General features: G+C 65.7%; 13 protein-coding genes. 10 read left to right on the top strand and 3 right to left on the bottom strand.

Annotation, left to right across the window (positions count from 1 at the left end):
• Positions 1–15 precede the first annotated feature (15 nt).
• Positions 16–1608, bottom strand: coding sequence for a propionate catabolism operon regulatory protein PrpR (gene prpR / locus ACSQ25_RS17355; protein WP_436106918.1), 1593 nt, complete (start codon positions 1606–1608; stop codon positions 16–18).
• Positions 1609–1741: 133 nt separating this feature from the next.
• Here prpR and ACSQ25_RS17350 point away from each other — a divergent pair, with 133 nt between their 5' ends.
• The 7 genes from ACSQ25_RS17350 to ACSQ25_RS17320 all read left to right on the top strand — a co-directional run bounded on the left by ACSQ25_RS17350 (position 1742) and on the right by ACSQ25_RS17320 (position 12721).
• The gene (locus tag ACSQ25_RS17350; protein ID WP_436106917.1) at positions 1742–2074 is read left to right on the top strand and encodes a DUF485 domain-containing protein; all 333 of its coding nucleotides are present in this window, start codon (positions 1742–1744) and stop codon (positions 2072–2074) included.
• Positions 2071–3732, top strand: a complete 1662-nt coding sequence (locus ACSQ25_RS17345) for a cation acetate symporter (RefSeq protein ID WP_436106916.1) — start codon at positions 2071–2073, stop codon at positions 3730–3732. The genes ACSQ25_RS17350 and ACSQ25_RS17345 overlap by 4 nt, the downstream gene beginning before the upstream one ends.
• A 233-nt stretch (positions 3733–3965) precedes the next feature.
• Positions 3966–4856, top strand: coding sequence for a methylisocitrate lyase (gene prpB / locus ACSQ25_RS17340; RefSeq protein WP_436106915.1), 891 nt, complete (start codon positions 3966–3968; stop codon positions 4854–4856).
• A gap of 17 nt (positions 4857–4873) precedes the next feature.
• A complete protein-coding gene (gene prpC / locus ACSQ25_RS17335) occupies positions 4874–6034 on the top strand; it encodes a bifunctional 2-methylcitrate synthase/citrate synthase (protein ID WP_436106914.1) in 1161 nt (386 codons plus the stop codon).
• A gap of 153 nt (positions 6035–6187) precedes the next feature.
• Positions 6188–8794, top strand: coding sequence for a Fe/S-dependent 2-methylisocitrate dehydratase AcnD (gene acnD / locus ACSQ25_RS17330; RefSeq protein ID WP_436108097.1), 2607 nt, complete (start codon positions 6188–6190; stop codon positions 8792–8794).
• A gap of 11 nt (positions 8795–8805) precedes the next feature.
• On the top strand, positions 8806–10017 hold the full coding sequence (gene prpF, locus ACSQ25_RS17325; RefSeq protein WP_436106913.1) for a 2-methylaconitate cis-trans isomerase PrpF: 1212 nt from the start codon (positions 8806–8808) through the stop codon (positions 10015–10017).
• A 73-nt stretch (positions 10018–10090) separates the two neighbouring features.
• A complete protein-coding gene (locus tag ACSQ25_RS17320) occupies positions 10091–12721 on the top strand; it encodes a sensor domain-containing protein (protein WP_436106912.1) in 2631 nt (876 codons plus the stop codon).
• Between the two features lies 1 nt (position 12722).
• On the opposite strand, the gene xth is transcribed toward ACSQ25_RS17320, so the two are convergent.
• Positions 12723–13490 carry an exodeoxyribonuclease III gene (xth, locus tag ACSQ25_RS17315; protein ID WP_436106911.1) on the bottom strand — a complete coding sequence of 256 codons (768 nt, stop codon included), beginning with the start codon at positions 13488–13490 and terminating at the stop codon, positions 12723–12725.
• 481 nt (positions 13491–13971) lie between these two features.
• Here xth and ACSQ25_RS17310 point away from each other — a divergent pair, with 481 nt between their 5' ends.
• From ACSQ25_RS17310 to ACSQ25_RS17300, 3 genes are all read left to right on the top strand, one after another.
• The gene (locus ACSQ25_RS17310) at positions 13972–14322 is read left to right on the top strand and encodes a hypothetical protein (RefSeq protein WP_436106910.1); all 351 of its coding nucleotides are present in this window, start codon (positions 13972–13974) and stop codon (positions 14320–14322) included.
• Positions 14322–14534: a DUF1653 domain-containing protein gene (locus tag ACSQ25_RS17305; RefSeq protein WP_436106909.1), complete on the top strand. Its 213-nt coding sequence runs from the start codon at positions 14322–14324 to the stop codon at positions 14532–14534. The genes ACSQ25_RS17310 and ACSQ25_RS17305 overlap by 1 nt, the downstream gene beginning before the upstream one ends.
• A 67-nt stretch (positions 14535–14601) precedes the next feature.
• Positions 14602–15063 (top strand): hypothetical protein, encoded by a 462-nt coding sequence (locus ACSQ25_RS17300; RefSeq protein ID WP_436106908.1) that lies wholly within the window; start codon positions 14602–14604, stop codon positions 15061–15063.
• 66 nt (positions 15064–15129) lie between these two features.
• Here the strand turns inward: ACSQ25_RS17300 and ACSQ25_RS17295 are convergent, their stop codons facing one another.
• A complete protein-coding gene (locus ACSQ25_RS17295) occupies positions 15130–16632 on the bottom strand; it encodes a leucyl aminopeptidase (protein WP_436106907.1) in 1503 nt (500 codons plus the stop codon).
• Positions 16633–16693 lie beyond the last annotated feature (61 nt).

Genomic DNA, 16693 nt, shown 5'->3' with positions numbered 1-16693 from the left:
GCTTAGCCGCCCACCCTACGGATTCTTCAGGCGCCGCCACAGGGTCGTCCGGCTGATCCCGAGGTGTCTTGCCGCCGCGTCGCGTTGGCCGCCGAAGCGCGCCAGCACCTCCGCAATGTTTTCTGTCTCCGCCTTCGGCGCCGGCAATGCCGCTCCCTGGCCTAGTTCAGGGGCAATCGACACCAGGAAACTCGGAGTCAGTGCCTGCAGCGGTTCGGCCGCCAGGAACAGCGCCAGCCGCTCCATCAGGTTGCGCAGCTCGCGCACGTTGCCCGGCCAGCCATAGGCTTCGAGCAGCGGGGCGCAGGCGCGGATCTCGGCATGCAGGTTCGGATGCGGTTTGGCCCCGAGCGCCGCCAGTGCGTTCTTGAGCGCCCATTCGCTCAGGGGCGCGATGTCGGCGACGCGCGCGCGCAGCGGCGGCAGGTCGAGGCGCAGCACCGCCAGCCGGTAGAACAGGTCGGCGCGGAAGCGCCCCTCGCGCACGCGCGCTTCCAGGTCGCAGTGGGTCGCGCTGATGACGCGCACCTCGATCGGCACCGGCCGGGTGCCGCCCACGCGCATCACCTCGCGCTCTTCCAGCACGCGCAGCAAGCGTGTCTGCAGCGCCAGCGGCATTTCGCCGATCTCGTCGAGGAACAGGGTGCCGCCGTTGGCCGCCTCGAACAGGCCGGCATGGCCGCCGCGGCGGGCTCCGGTGAATGCGCCTTCCTCGTGGCCGAAGAGTTCCGATTCCAGCAGCGATTCCGCGATCGCGCCGCAGTTCACCGCCACGAAGGGCCGGTTGGCGGCGCGGTGCGGTCCTTCGCGGTGGATCGCCTGCGCCACCAGCTCCTTGCCGCTGCCCGTCTCGCCCTCGATCAGCACCGTGGCCGGCGACCGCGCGTACAGCACCACGGTCTGGCGCAGGCGCTCCATCGCGGCCGATTCCCCGCGCAGGTCGTGCAGGCCGCGCCGCGCGCGGCGGCTGTCCGCCGCGGCGACGCGCCGTCCGCGTCCCGCCTCCAGGCGGGTGAGGCGCGCGGTCTCGAGCGCATCGTCGAAGGCCTGGCGGATCGACGCCGCCGAATACAGGAACACGCCGGTCAGGCCGGCTTCCTCGGCCAGGTCCGTAGTCAAGCCTGCGCCGACGATCACCTCGATGCCCGAGGCTTTCAGCTCATTGATGCCGGCACGCGCGTCTTCCTCGGTCACGTAGGTGCGCTGGGCGATGGCGATGCCGAAGGTGTCCGCGAACTCGGCCAGCTCGCGCAGCGGTGCCTGGTAGGTGATCACGCCGATGCGGCTCGAGACGCGGCGCGCGCGCGCCAGCGCCTGCATCACGTCGAAGCCGCTGGCCTTGGCCACCACCACCGGGACGGGGATCCGGCCCTTCAGGTAGGCGGCATTCGAGCCGGCGGCGATCACCACGTCGCAGTGCTCGGTCGCCAGGCGCTCGCGCAGTGTGCGCACGGCCTCGTCGAAACCCAGGTGCAGCGGTTCGATCGTCGCCAGGTGGTCGTACTCGAGGGTGATGTCGCGGAACAGGTCGAACAGGCGCGATACCGACACGGTCCAGATGACCGGCTTGTCGCCGCCGTCCATGGGGCTGCGTGTGGATGGGCTCATGTATCAAGTGTAGCAGGGTCGGCTGCTGTCAGTTAGGCGTAAGCAAGCGTAAGACTGAGGTAAGGGCGCGCCCTTAGGATTGACTCCAGCCCTGAATACCAGGCATCACCAGAATAGATAACCGGAGACAAAAGTGGATCAAGACATCGTACAGCGGGTCAAGGCCGACCCCAATTACCGCAAGCTGGTCACGAAGCGTTCGCGCTTCGGCTGGATGCTCACCTGGAGCATGATGGTCGTGTATTACGGCTTCACCCTGCTCTGCGCCTTCGACAAGGAATTCATGGGCAGCCGTGTCGGCGACGGCGTCATGACCTGGGGTATCCCCCTGGGCCTGTTCGTCATCCTGTTCACCGTGGTCGTCACCGCCATCTACGTGCGCCGCGCCAATGGCGAGTACGACCAGCTGACCGACGCCATCAAGGCCCGCGTGGCCGAGGGCGGCAAGCAGAAGGTGGCCGCATGAAGACCCTGCACCGTTCCTTCATCGCGCTGCTCGCGCTGGCAGCCGGCGGCGCCGCCATGGCCGCGCCCGACCTCGGCCAGGCCACCAAGCAGGCCACCAACTGGACCGCGATCAGCATGTTCGCGCTGTTCGTGGTGATGACCCTGTTCATCACCAAGTGGGCCGCCGCCAAGACCCGCTCGGCCTCCGACTTCTACACCGCCGGCGGCGGCATTACCGGCTTCCAGAACGGCCTGGCGATCGCCGGCGACTTCATGTCGGCCGCATCCTTCCTGGGCATCTCGGCCGCGGTCTTCCTCGACGGCTTCGATGGCCTGATCTACGCGATCGGCTTCCTGGTCGGCTGGCCGGTCATCACCTTCCTGATGGCCGAGCGCCTGCGCAACCTGGGCCGCTACACCTTCGCCGACGTCGCCGCCTACCGCTTCCACCAGAAGCCGATCCGCGTGTTCGCGGCCTCCGGCACCCTGGTCGTGGTGGCCTTCTACCTGATCGCGCAGATGGTCGGCGCCGGCCAGCTGATCAAACTGCTGTTCGGCCTCGAATACTGGATCGCGGTGGTCCTGGTCGGCATCCTGATGATGGTCTACGTGCTGTTCGGCGGCATGACCGCCACCACCTGGGTGCAGATCATCAAGGCCGTCCTGCTGCTGTCGGGCGCTTCCTACATGGCCTTCGCGGTGCTGGCGCAGTACAACTTCAGCCCTGAACAACTGTTCGCCACGGCGACCGAAGTGCATGCCAAGGGCGATTCCATCATGGGCCCGGGCAGCTTCCTGAAAGACCCGATCTCGGCGATCTCCTTCGGCATGGCGCTGATGTTCGGCACCGCCGGCCTGCCGCACATCCTGATGCGCTTCTTCACCGTCCCGAGCGCGAAGGAAGCGCGCAAGTCGGTGCTGTGGGCCACCACCTGGATCGGCTACTTCTACATCCTCACCTTCATCATCGGCTTCGGCGCGATCGTGCTGGTCGGGACCAACCCGGCCTTCAAGGACGCGGCCGGCAAGCTTATGGGCGGCAACAACATGGCGGCGGTCCACCTGGCGCAGGCCGTCGGCGGCGACATCTTCCTGGGCTTCATCTCGGCGGTGGCCTTCGCGACCATCCTGGCGGTGGTGGCCGGCCTGACCCTGTCGGGCGCCTCGGCCGTGTCGCACGACCTGTATGCCACCGTGTTCAAGAAGGGCAAGGCCAACAGCGCCGACGAGCTGAAGGTCTCGAAGATCACCACCATCGCACTCGGCGTCATCGCGGTGCTGCTCGGGATCGCGTTCGAGAAGCAGAACGTCGCCTTCATGGTGTCGCTGGCCTTCGCGATCGCCGCTTCGGCCAACTTCCCGGTACTGTTCATGTCGGTGCTGTGGAAGGACTGCACCACCCGCGGCGCCACCGTCGGCGGCTTCCTGGGCCTGGCGACCGCGGTCGTGCTGACCCTGGTGTCGAAGTCGGTGTGGGTCGACGTGCTCGGCAACGCCGCGCCGATCTTCCCCTACACCTCGCCGGCGATGTTCTCGATGGCGGTGGGCTTCTTCGGCATCTGGTTCTTCTCGGTGACCGACAAGAGCCCGCGCGCGGCAATCGACAGGGCTGGCTTCGAAGCGCAGGAAGTGCGCTCCGAGACCGGTATCGGCGCTTCTGCGGCAGCAGCGCACTAAGTCATCCGTTTCCCCCCCAACCCCGCTGCGGCGGGGTTTTTTTATTGTTATCATGTTTCATTTGGCGTTTCACGTTGCATTGAAATGAAACAGATGAGCCGGCTAGCTGAACTTCCTTCCACTAAGTCTTGTACTAAGTGATTGATTATGTGGAAAATTTTCGACGGTCGCTTACTGGCACGCTGCTTGCATTAATAGAGTGCATTAACAACGCATCATTCGAAAGGACCAGCATGACCCACCACTCCGCCGGCGCCGCCTTCCGCAAGGCCGTCCAGGAAGAATCCCCGCTGCAGGTCATCGGCGCCATCAACGCCAACCACGCGCTGCTGGCCAAGCGCGCCGGCTACCGCGCGATCTACCTGTCGGGCGGCGGCGTCGCCGCCGGTTCGCTGGGCCTGCCGGACCTCGGCATTTCTAGCCTGGAAGACGTCCTGATCGACGTGCGCCGCATCACCGACGTCTGCGACCTGCCGCTGCTGGTCGACATCGACACCGGCTTCGGCGCCTCGGCCTTCAATGTCGCGCGCACCGTGCGCTCGCTGATCAAGGCCGGCGCCGCCGCCTGCCATATCGAGGACCAGGTCGGCGCCAAGCGCTGCGGCCACCGCCCGGGCAAGGAAATCGTCAGCAAGGACGAGATGGTCGACCGCGTGAAGGCGGCCACCGACGCGCGCACGGATGAGAACTTCGTCATCATGGCGCGCACCGACGCGCTGGCCGTGGAAGGCCTGGACGCCGCCATCGAGCGCGCGGTTGCCTGCGTGGAAGCCGGCGCCGACATGATCTTCCCGGAGGCGATGACCAGCCTCGAGATGTATAAACAGTTCGCCGAGGCCGTGAAGGTGCCGGTGCTGGCCAACATCACCGAATTCGGCGCGACCCCGCTGTTCACGCTCGACGAGCTGCGCAGCGCGAACGTCGGCCTCGCCCTGTACCCGCTGTCGGCTTTCCGCGCCATGAACAAGGCGGCCGAGAACGTGTACCAGGCGATCCGCCGCGACGGCACCCAAAAGAACGTGATCGACACGATGCAGACCCGCGCCGAGCTGTACGACCGCATCGACTACCACAGCTACGAGCAGAAGCTCGACGCGCTGTTCGCCCAGAAAAAGACCAAGTAATTCAGGAGATTCGACGCATGAGCACCCAGAACAACGAGACCCCAACGTTCAAGCCGAAGAAATCGGTGGCCCTGTCCGGCGTCGCCGCCGGCAATACCGCCCTGTGCTCGGTCGGCAAGACCGGCAACGACCTGCACTACCGCGGCTACGACATCCTGGATGTCGCCACCACCTGCGAATTCGAGGAAATCGCCTACCTGCTGGTGCACGGCAAGCTGCCGACCAGCGCGGAACTGAAGGGCTACAAGGCCAAGCTGAAGTCGCTGCGCGGCCTGCCGCAGGCGGTCAAGAGCGCGCTCGAGGCGCTGCCGGCGAGCGCCCACCCGATGGACGTGATGCGCACCGGCGTGTCGGTGCTGGGCTGCACGCTGCCGGAAAAGGACGACCACAATGTCCCGGGCGCGCGCGACATCGCCGACCGCCTGATGGCCTCGTTCGGCTCGATGCTGCTGTACTGGTACCACTTCAGCCATTCGGGCAAGCGCATCGACGTCGAGCTGGATGACGATTCGATCGGCGGCCATTTCCTGCATATGCTGCACGGCGAAAAGCCGCGCGAGTCCTGGGTGCGCGCGATGCACACCTCGCTGATCCTGTACGCGGAACACGAGTTCAATGCCTCGACCTTCACCTCGCGCGTGATCGCCGGCACCGGCTCCGACATCCACTCGGCCATCACCGGCGCGATCGGCGCGCTGCGCGGCCCGAAGCACGGCGGCGCCAACGAAGTCGCGCTGGAGATCCAGAAGCGCTACGAGAACGCCGACGAGGCCGAAGCCGACATCCGCAACCGCGTGGCGAACAAGGAAGTCGTGATCGGCTTCGGCCACCCGGTGTACACCATCAGCGACCCGCGCAACGTGGTGATCAAGGAAGTGGCGCGCACGCTGTCGCAGGAAGCCGGATCGATGAAGATGTTCGACATCGCCGAGCGCCTGGAATCGGTGATGTGGGAAGTCAAGAAGATGTTCCCGAACCTGGACTGGTTCTCGGCCGTCTCGTATCACATGATGGGCGTGCCGACCGCCATGTTCACCCCGCTGTTCGTGATCTCGCGCACTTCGGGCTGGGCCGCGCACATCATCGAGCAGCGCATCGACAACAAGATCATCCGCCCGAGCGCGAACTACGTGGGTCCGGAAGACCTGCAGTTCGTGCCGATCGCGGATCGGAAGTAATTTAGTACCATCGCCCTCTGATCCGTCGTCCCGGCGAAGGCCGGGACCCAAGTTTGTTTGCAGGGCCACTCACGCAAAATTGGATCCCGGCCTTCGCCGGGATGACGGTCTTACGGTTAGCTGATCAATCTGGCTATATCGAGCATCACCATGATGAACACCAATCACCGCAAACCCCTCCCGGGCACCTCGCTGGACTACTTCGACACGCGCGCCGCGGTCGACGCCATCCAGCCCGGCGCCTATGACACGCTGCCCTACACCTCGCGCGTGCTGGCCGAGAACCTGGTCCGCCGCTGCGACCCGGCCAGCATGCCAGATGCGCTCAAGCAGATCATCGAACGCAAGCGCGAGCTCGACTTCCCCTGGTTCCCGGCACGCGTGGTCTGCCACGACATCCTGGGCCAGACCGCCCTGGTCGACCTGGCCGGCCTGCGCGACGCCATCGCCGCGCAAGGCGGCGACCCGGCCCTGGTCAATCCGGTGGTCCCGACCCAGCTGGTGGTCGACCACTCGCTGGCCGTCGAGTGCGGAGGCTTCGATCCGGACGCCTTCGCCAAGAACCGCGCCATCGAAGACCGCCGCAACGAAGACCGCTTCCACTTCATCGAGTGGACCAAGAAGGCCTTCCAGAACGTCGACGTGATCCCGCCGGGGAACGGCATCCTGCACCAGATCAACCTTGAGCGCATGTCGCCGGTGATCCAGTCCGAGAAGGGCGTGGCCTATCCGGACACCCTGGTCGGCACCGACTCCCACACCCCGATGGTCGACGCCCTGGGCGTGATCGCGATCGGCGTGGGCGGCCTGGAAGCGGAAAGCGTCATGCTGGGCCGCGCCTCGTACATGCGCCTGCCGGACATCGTCGGCGTCGAGCTGACCGGCAAGCCGCAACCGGGCATCACCGCCACCGACATCGTGCTGGCGCTGACCGAGTTCCTGCGCAAGTCGAAAGTCGTCTCCGCCTACCTCGAGTTCTACGGCGAAGGGGCGTCCGCCCTGACCCTGGGCGACCGCGCCACGATCTCGAACATGGCGCCGGAATTCGGCGCCACCGCCGCGATGTTCTACATCGACGAGCAGACCATCAAGTACCTGCGCCTGACCGGCCGCGAGGAAGAGACCGTGCACCTGGTCGAGGCCTACGCCAAGGAAGCCGGCCTGTGGGCCGACAGCCTCGAGACCGCCCAGTACGAGCGCGTGCTGTCCTTCGACCTGTCGAGCGTGGTGCGCAACATCGCCGGACCGTCGAACCCGCACAATCGCGTACCGACCTCCGAACTGGCGGCGCGCGGCATTTCCGGGGTGGTCGAGAACGAAGCGGGCCTGATGCCGGACGGCGCCGTGATCATCGCCGCCATCACCAGCTGCACCAACACCAACAACCCGCGCAACATGGTCGCGGCCGGCCTGATCGCGCGCAACGCCAACCGCGCCGGCCTGCTGCGCAAGCCCTGGGTCAAGAGTTCGCTCGCGCCGGGTTCCAAGGCCGTGGCCCTGTACCTGGAAGAAGCCGGCCTGATGCCGGAGCTGGAAAAGCTGGGCTTCGGCGTCGTGGCCTTTGCCTGCACCACCTGCAACGGCATGAGCGGCGCGCTCGATCCGACCATCCAGCAGGAGATCATCGAGCGCGACCTGTACGCGACCGCGGTCCTGTCGGGCAACCGCAACTTCGACGGCCGCATCCACCCGTATGCCAAGCAGGCCTTCCTGGCTTCGCCGGCGCTGGTGGTGGCCTACGCCATTGCCGGCACCATCCGCTTCGATATCGAGAAGGATGTGCTGGGCGTCGACGCCTCGGGCAAAGAGATCCGCCTGGCCGACCTGTGGCCGAGCGACGAGGAAATCGACGCGATCGTGGAAAGCAGCGTCAAGCCGGAGCAGTTCCGCAAGGTCTACACGCCGATGTTCGCGCGCGTCGCCGACGATGGCGAGAAGGTCAGCCCGCTGTACGACTGGCGTCCGCAGAGCACCTACATCCGCCGTCCGCCCTACTGGGAAGGCGCGCTGGCCGGTGAGCGCACGCTTGCCGGCATGCGTCCGCTGGCGGTCCTGGGCGACAACATCACCACCGACCACCTGTCGCCCTCGAACGCGATCATGCTGGATTCGGCCGCCGGCGAATACCTGGCGAAGATGGGCCTGCCGGAAGAGGACTTCAACTCCTACGCCACCCACCGCGGCGACCACCTGACCGCGCAGCGCGCCACCTTTGCCAACCCGACGCTGAAGAACGAGATGGTGCGCGACGCGATGGGCAATGTGAAGGCCGGTTCGCTGGCACGCGTCGAGCCGGAAGGCACGGTTACCCGCATGTGGGAAGCGATCGAGACCTACATGGAGCGCAAGCAGCCGCTGATCGTGATCGCCGGCGCCGACTACGGCCAGGGCTCCTCGCGCGACTGGGCGGCCAAGGGCGTGCGGCTGGCGGGCGTGGAAGCGATCGTGGCCGAAGGCTTCGAACGCATCCACCGTACCAACCTGGTCGGCATGGGCGTGTTGCCGCTCGAGTTCAAGCCGGGCGTGAACCGCCTGAGCTTGGGGCTTGACGGCACCGAGACCTTCGACGTGACCGGCGCGCGTACCCCGCGCACCGATCTCACGCTGGTCATCCACCGCAGGAACGGCGAACGCCTGGAGGTCTTGGTGACCTGCCGTCTGGACACCGCCGAGGAAGTGGCGATCTACGAAGCGGGCGGCGTGCTGCAGCGTTTCGCGCAGGATTTCCTCGAATCGTCGGCGCCGAAAGCCGCAGCATAAGAGATTCGTCCATGGCCCACACCCCCCAAATCAAAATCCCCGCCACCTATATGCGTGGCGGCACCAGCAAGGGCGTCTTCTTCCGCCTGCAAGACCTGCCCGAAGCCGCGCGCGTGCCCGGACCGGCGCGCGACGCGCTCCTGCTGCGCGTGATCGGCAGCCCCGACCCCTACGGCAAGCAGATCGACGGCATGGGCGGCGCCACCTCGAGCACCAGCAAGGCCGTGATCGTCGCCAGGAGCGAACAAGCGGACCACGACGTCGACTACCTGTTCGGCCAGGTCTCGATCGACAAGCCCTTCGTCGACTGGAGCGGCAACTGCGGCAACCTGTCGTCGGCGGTCGGCTCCTTCGCCATCGCCAGCGGCCTGGTCGACCCTGAGCGCCTGCCGCGGGACGGCATGGCCACGGTGCGCATCTGGCAGGCCAACATCGGCAAGACTATCATCGCCCACGTCCCGATGACACAAGGCGAAGTGCAGGAAACCGGCGAGTTCGAACTCGACGGCGTGACCTTCCCGGCGGCCGAGGTGCAGCTCGAATTCCTCGACCCGGCGGCCGAGGAGGAGGGCGCCGGCGCGGGTGTGGCAAATTCGATGTTCCCGACCGGGAACCTGGTCGACGAGCTGGACGTCCCGGGCGTCGGCCTGCTGCAGGCGACCATGATCAATGCCGGCATCCCGACCATCTTCGTGAATGCGGAAGCGATCGGCTACAAGGGCACCGAGCTGCAGGAAGCCATCAACGGCGACCCGCGCGCGCTGGCCATGTTCGAGACCATCCGCGCCCACGGCGCGCTGCGCATGGGCCTGATCTCGAGCATCGAGGAAGCGGGCAAGCGCCAGCACACGCCGAAGGTGGCCTTCGTCGCCAAACCGGCGAACTACGTCGCCTCCAGCGGCAAGGCGGTGAATGCCGGCGACGTCGACCTGCTGGTGCGCGCGCTCTCGATGGGCAAGCTGCACCACGCGATGATGGGCACGGCAGCGGTGGCGATCGGCACCGCCGCCGCCATTCCGGGCACCCTGGTCAACCTGGCGGCCGGCGGCGGCGAGCGCAGCGCCGTGCGTTTCGGCCACCCGTCCGGCACCCTGCGCGTCGGCGCCGAAGCGGTGCAGTCGAACGGCGAATGGAGCGTGGCCAAGGCGATCATGAGCCGCAGCGCCCGCGTGCTGATGGAAGGCTGGGTACGCGTTCCCGGCGACTATTTCGAGGAAACTTGAATTTGGAGCATGGTCGGTTTGTGGTTTATGATTGCTAAATGGCAAGTTAGCCGAGAGACAATCAAGAAACACCATGGACCGACACTCCGGCGGGCTTTCGCTCGCAGCCGCTAACGCGCCCACCGAGGCTCCCGCTATCGAGGTGCCGGATCTCGAACAGGAGATGCTGCGCATCGCCCTGCGCGACCAGCATGCCATCCTGGAGAATGCGCCGGTCGGCATCATCTTCACCTTGCCGGGCCAGTTCAAGTCCTGCAACCCGCGCATCTGCGAGATGCTCGACTATTCGTATTCCGAACTGAGCCGCCTGAGTCCCGCCGACATCTTCGACAGCCCCGAGGCCTACCAGGCCCTGGTCGCGGAAGCCTATCCGGTGCTGGCCGCCGGCGGCCTGTTCGAAAAGGGCGAGTATCCGTTCCGCCGGCGCGACGGTTCGATCATGTGGGCGCGCCTGCGCGGCCGCGCGGTCGATCCCGCGGCGCGCGAGGCCGGCACCATCTGGATCGCCGAGGACGTGACCGAGGTGCGCCAGACGCTGTTCGAGGTGCAGGCGATCATGCAGAACGCCACGATCGGCATCATGTACACGCGCAACCGCGTCATCCAGCGCTACAACCCGGCCTTCGCCGCGATGTTCGGCTACCGCGACGGCGAGGCCCTGGGCCGCTCGACCCGCATCGTCTATCCGGACGACCAGGCCTGGCAGGACTTCGGCATGAGTGTCTATCCGCAGCTGGCAAGCGGCATTCCCTATCGCGCCGAGACTGAGCTGGTGCGCAAGGACGGCTCGCGCATCTGGGGACAGCTGAACGGCTACCTGTTCAGTCCCGAGGATCCGGAGCTGGGGGCGATCTGGATGTTCGAGGACCGCACCCGCGAGCGTGCCGACGAAATCCAGCTGCGCAACGCTCTGATGGAGAACCGCGCGATCCTCGACAACGCGGTGCTCGGCATCGCGGTGGTGGAGGACGGGGTCACCCTGCACTGCAACAGCAAGATGGAAGAGCTGTTCGGCAGTCCTGCCGGCGGCATGGACGGCACCCCGGTGCGCAGCCTGTACCCGGACGAGGCCAGCTGGAAGATGGCGCGCCTGGATACCGCGCGCAGTTTCGAGGCCGGCCAGGTGCACACGGCGGAATACCAGATGGCGCGGCGCGACGGCAGCCGCTTCTGGGCGCGCCTGTCGGGCCGCCTGTTCGACGCGCTTGACAAGGCCGGACGCAGCGTCTGGCTGATCGACGACGTCACCGCAGGGCGCGAGGCGGCCGATGCGATCCGGCGCGCGCGCGACGAGCTCGAGGTCCGGGTGGCCGAACGCACCGCCGAGCTGGCCGGGGCGAATGCGCTGCTGCAGGAAGAAATCGCCGAACGCCGCCAGGCCGAGGCGCGCGTGCACCACATGGCCTACCATGACAGCCTGACCGGGCTGCCGAACCGCGCGCTGCTGTCCGACCGGCTCGACTGCGCCCTGCGCTCGGCCAATCGCAATGATCGCCAGCTGGCGGTGATGTTCCTCGACCTCGACCGCTTCAAGACCATCAACGATTCGCTCGGCCACGCCACCGGCGACCAGCTGCTGCGCGAGGTCGCGCGGCGCCTGTGCACGGCGGTGCGCGACAGCGACACCGTGGCGCGCCTGGGCGGCGACGAGTTCGTGATTCTGCTGCCGGACGTCGGCGGCGCCCGGGATTGCGCCGCGGTGGGCGACAAGATCATCGAGGCCCTGGCCACCCCGTTTCCGCTCGAGGGCCACAGCCTGCACATCTCGCCCTCGATCGGCATCTGCCTGTGCCCGGAGGACGGCAACGACGTCGAGACACTGATGCGCCATGCCGACGCCGCGATGTACCACGCCAAGGCGGCCGGGCGCAACAACTACCAGTTCTTCGACCAGCGCATGAACCAGGCGGCGGCGCGCCGCTTCGAACTGGAGTCCAGCCTGCGCGGCGCGCTCGCGCGCGGGGAATTCGAGCTGCACTACCAGCCCATCGTCGACGCCGTCTCGCGCCGCCTGCATGCCCTCGAAGTGCTGCTGCGTTGGCGCAGGGGAGGGGAGATGCTGGTGGGGCCGGACGAGTTCATCCCAATCCTGGAAGAGAACGGGATGATCGTGCCGGTCGGCGAGTGGGTGATCCACACGGCCTGCGAGCAGAGCATGGCCTGGCAGCGCCGCGGACTGGCTGCGGTGCCGCTCGCGATCAACCTGTCGGCGCGCCAGTTCATGCATGACGGGCTGCTGGCCTCGATGCGCCGCATCGTCGGCGAGACCGGCATCGACCCTTCGCTGCTGGAATTCGAGATCACCGAGACCGCGCTGATGCAGCATGGCGGGCGGACCCTCGACATCCTGCGTCAGATCAACGGCATGGGCATGCGCCTGTCGATCGACGACTTCGGCACCGGCTACTCGAGCCTGGCCTACCTGAAGCGCTTCCCGGTCCGCAAGATCAAGATCGACCGCGCCTTCGTGCGCGAGTTGGAAGCCAGTTCGGAAGACCGTGCCATCGTGGCGGCCGTGATGGCGCTGGCGAACAGCCTGGGCTTGTCGGTGGTGGCCGAGGGTGTCGAGACGGAAGGGCAGTATGCCCTGCTGGGCGGCTATGGCTGCCAGTTCGCCCAGGGCTATCTGTTCGCGCGGCCGCTGCCCGCGGGCGACGCGGCGCGGCTGCTGGTCAGTTCGGTGATGGGGATGATCGAGGGCTAGCTCAGGCGCCCAGCGTCGCCACCACCGGCGCATGGTCCGACGGCTGCTCCCATTTGCGGGTCTCGCGGTCGATATGGCAGGCCGTGCAGCGTTTCGCCAGTTCGCCGGTGAGCAGGATGTGGTCGATGCGCAGGCCGCGGTTGCGGCGGAAGGCCATCTGGCGGTAATCCCACCAGCTGTACTGTTTTTCCGGCTGTTCGAACAGGCGGAAGGCGTCCGCCAGGCCGAGCGCCATCAGCTCCTGGAGCGCGGCACGCTCCGGCGGCGTGAAGTGGATGTGGTTTTCCCATTCGGCCGGGTCGTGCACGTCGCCTGCTTCCGGCGCGATGTTGTAGTCGCCCAGGACGGCCAGTTGCGGGTGGCTGCGCATTTCTTCCGCCACCCATTCGCGCAGTCCGGCCAGCCAGGCCATCTTGTACGCGAATTTGTCGCTGCCGATTTCCTGTCCGTTCACCACGTAGGCGCAGATGATGCGCATGCCGGCGATGGTCGCGGCGATCAGGCGCTGCTGCTCGTCCTCGAAATGCGGGTTGCCTTTCTGGACGTCTTCGATAGGATGCTTCGACAGGATGGCCACGCCGTTATAGGTCTTTTGGCCGGTGAAGGCGACCTGGTAGCCGGCCGCATTGATCTCGGCCAGCGGAAACTTGTCGTCGGTGAGCTTGGTCTCCTGGATGCACAGGACGTCGACCGGATTGGCTTCCAGCCAGGTGAGCAGGTGCTGGAGGCGGACTTTCAGCGAGTTGACGTTCCAGGTGGCGATCTTCATGTGCGGGCAGGTAGGTGGTCGAAGGCGGCATCATAACCGTTTGCAAGATGAGCGGAAAGCCGGCCGGTCCGTCCGGCTTATGCAGGCTGGATAAAACCCCTGATATGACAGTTGTATTTATGCTAGACCACGGGAAACTGTTAATAGATAAGCTATTACAATTGTGTACTATGCAATTCACTATGCTAAAATGAATTAATAGAATAATAAATAAGTTGGTAAATTCCTGAAAACGGGCTGTAAAAATGTTCGTAAAAGCATTAAACTAGCATCACAGTATTTAACACTGTTTCCGTGTGGGAATATAGTTATTGCGCTAGTGCAACTAACCTTGTACTATTTGCAGATTGAGAAACAAGTTCGGTTGTCATTGTTTCCGCTGAATCGTGCGGACATGTTGGCACGGTGCAAAGTGGTACTATTCGAAATCTTGTTTTTTCGATAGCAGATGAACCCGAACGCCGATTTACAAAGGACAGAAATGCGCACTGCATTCGAAGCGTGGGCCCAACGCGAAGGCCATATCACCCGCCGCCGCGAAGACAAGCCCGAGGAATACCTCGTCTATGAAACCCAGCGCCGCTGGGTGATCTGGCAGGCTGCCCTGACGCATGGCGCCAAGGCTGCGGCCGAGGCGCCGTCGAAATTCGCCAAGGAAGCCGAGACCAAGCCTGCGGTCACGCAGGACGAGGCCATGGTGCGCAACCGTGTGCTCAACGAAGTGCTCGACGCCTTCAGTGAGCTGGACGAGGCCGCCGGCATGGAAGGCGTGCTGAAAGTCATCCAGAACCTCAAGAAGAAGCAGAAGGACCTGGCCGACAGCAAGGCCTGATGTCGCCCGCCCGGCGCTACCGCCACTACAAGGGCGGCATCTATGAACTGGTCTGCGAAGCCGTGCTGGAGGCGGATCATACGCCCGTGATGGTGTACCGCGGCCAGGATGGCGCGGTCTGGGTGCGTCCGCGCGCCGCTTTCTTCGAGACCGTCAGCGTCGACGGCACGGCCATGCCGCGCTTTGCGCCACTCCCCGCAGCGGACGAATAGCGTAGCGGCCCTTCAGTATCTGCTCTTGCCTGCCGTTAATGGGACATACAGCACTCTGGCGGGTCCCATGTCGCGTTTTTCCCGGAATTTCTTCCTCTCTTTCTTGATTGCGCCGCTCTTCCTGGGCGGCTGCGCCACCGTGTCCGACGCTCCCCTGCAGCAGCAGGTCGAACTGCACGCCGTGCTCGACTACCAGGAAGTCGGCGGGGTGGGCTGCCTGCTGAGCAATAACCTGGGGCGCTGGTTCGTCGTGGCGCCCGGGCGGGTCACCATTGCGCGCAGCGCCGAGCCGCTCGTCGTCAGCTGCAAGAAGGCTGGCATGGGCATGGCGCAGGAAGCCTTCGGCTCGCGCCCCGACGCGATGAGCCTGATGGGCAACGTGGTCATCAGCGCCGGCATGGGCCTGGCGGTGGACAAGTATTCGGGTGCCGGCTGGTCCTATCCGGCCAACCTGACGGTGCTCATGGCGCCGGCGCAGACGCGCGAGGAACTGGCGGCGGCGCAGCGGGTCGACAGCGCCGTGTTCTGACGCCGTCGGCCCCTGGAACGAAAACAGCCCCGCAAGCGGGGCTGTTTTCCTTGGTGGAGCAATATATCAGACGCGGTTCATCAGGAAGGTGGTCAGCAGCGGCACCGGACGCCCGGTCGCGCCCTTGGCGGCGCCCGACTTCCAGGCGGTGCCGGCGATGTCGAGGTGGGCCCAGGTGTACTTGCGGGTGAAGTTCTCCAGGAAGCAGGCCGCGGTGATCGAGGCCGCGCCCGGGGTGCCGATGTTGGCCAGGTCGGCGAAGTTCGACTTCAGCTGCTCGTTGTAGTTCTCGCCCAGCGGGAAGCGCCATGCCACGTCGCCGGCCTGCTTGCCGGCGTCCAGCAGTTCCTGCGCCAGCGCGTCGTGTTCCTCGTCGTGGCGCGTGAACAGGCCGCTGGTATGGTGGCCCAGGGCCACGATGCAGGCGCCGGTCAGGGTCGCGATGTCGACCACGGCGGCCGGCTTGAAGCGCTCGGCGTAGGTGAGGGCGTCGCACAGGATCAGGCGGCCTTCGGCGTCGGTATTCAGGATCTCGATGGTGAGGCCGTTCATCGAGGTCACGATGTCGCCCGGCTTCGAGGCGCGGCCCGACGGCATGTTCTCGCAGGCCGCCACGATGCCGATCACGTTCAGCTTCAGGCCCATCTCGCCGATCGCGCGGAAGGTGCCCAGCACCGAGCCGGCGCCGCACATGTCGTACTTCATCTCGTCCATGTTCGGACCCGGCTTGATCGAGATGCCGCCGGTGTCGAAGGTGATGCCCTTGCCGACCAGGACGGTCGGTGCATCCTTCTTGTTGCCGCCCATGTGCTTCAGGACGATGAACTTCGGCGCTTCGTCGCTGCCCTTGGCCACCGACAGGAAGCTGCCCATCTTCAGCGCTTCGAGCTGCTTGCGTTCCAGGACTTCGATCTCGAAGCCGAATTGATCGGCCAGCTGGCGCGCGGTATTCGCCAGGTAGGTCGGGGTGCAGACGTTCGGCGACAGGTTGCCCAGTTCCTTGGTCAGCGCCATGCCGTTCGAGATCGCGACGGCCTGGGTCAGGGTGCCCTTGAGCTGGGTGGCGGCATTCGCGGCGTCGGCGGCGATGACGATCTTGCGCACGCCGGCGGGCGCCGGGTCCTTCTTGCTCTTCTGGGTATCAGTACGGTGTTCGGTCTCGTTGGCCGCGATCACCAGTAGACGCACGGCCCAGTTGATGTCCCGCTCTTTCACATCCGCGATCGGGAATGCGATAATGGCATCCTGGCTGCCCAGGGTGCCGAACACCTTCAGGGCGGCGCCGACGGCGGTGCTGAAGCTCTTTTCGCTCACCGCTTCGTCCGTGCCCATGCCAACCAGCAGCACGCGGGCCGCGGCGACGCCGGTCACGCCGCGCAGCAGCAGGGTCGAACCGGCCTTGCCGCTGATGTCGCCGGACTTGACCGCCGCGCTGATCTCGCCACTGGCGTCCAGCGCCCTGGCAGCCTGCGACAGCTTCTTGTTTTCGAACACGGCAACCGCCACGACGCCGGCTTTCGCAGAGGCCAGGGTGTTCTTGGTGTCGAATGCTTTTATGCTAAAGTCCATTTTTGGTTCTCCGGTTTGATTTTCGCGGCTCATTTGCGAACTACGTGCCTAACCTGCAATT

This window comes from Massilia sp. LjRoot122 (assembly GCF_964252725.1).
Classification (GTDB): Bacteria; Pseudomonadota; Gammaproteobacteria; order Burkholderiales; family Burkholderiaceae_D; genus Telluria.
Note: the sequence above shows the minus strand (reverse complement) of the source record. Positions and strands in the feature narration are given on the sequence as shown.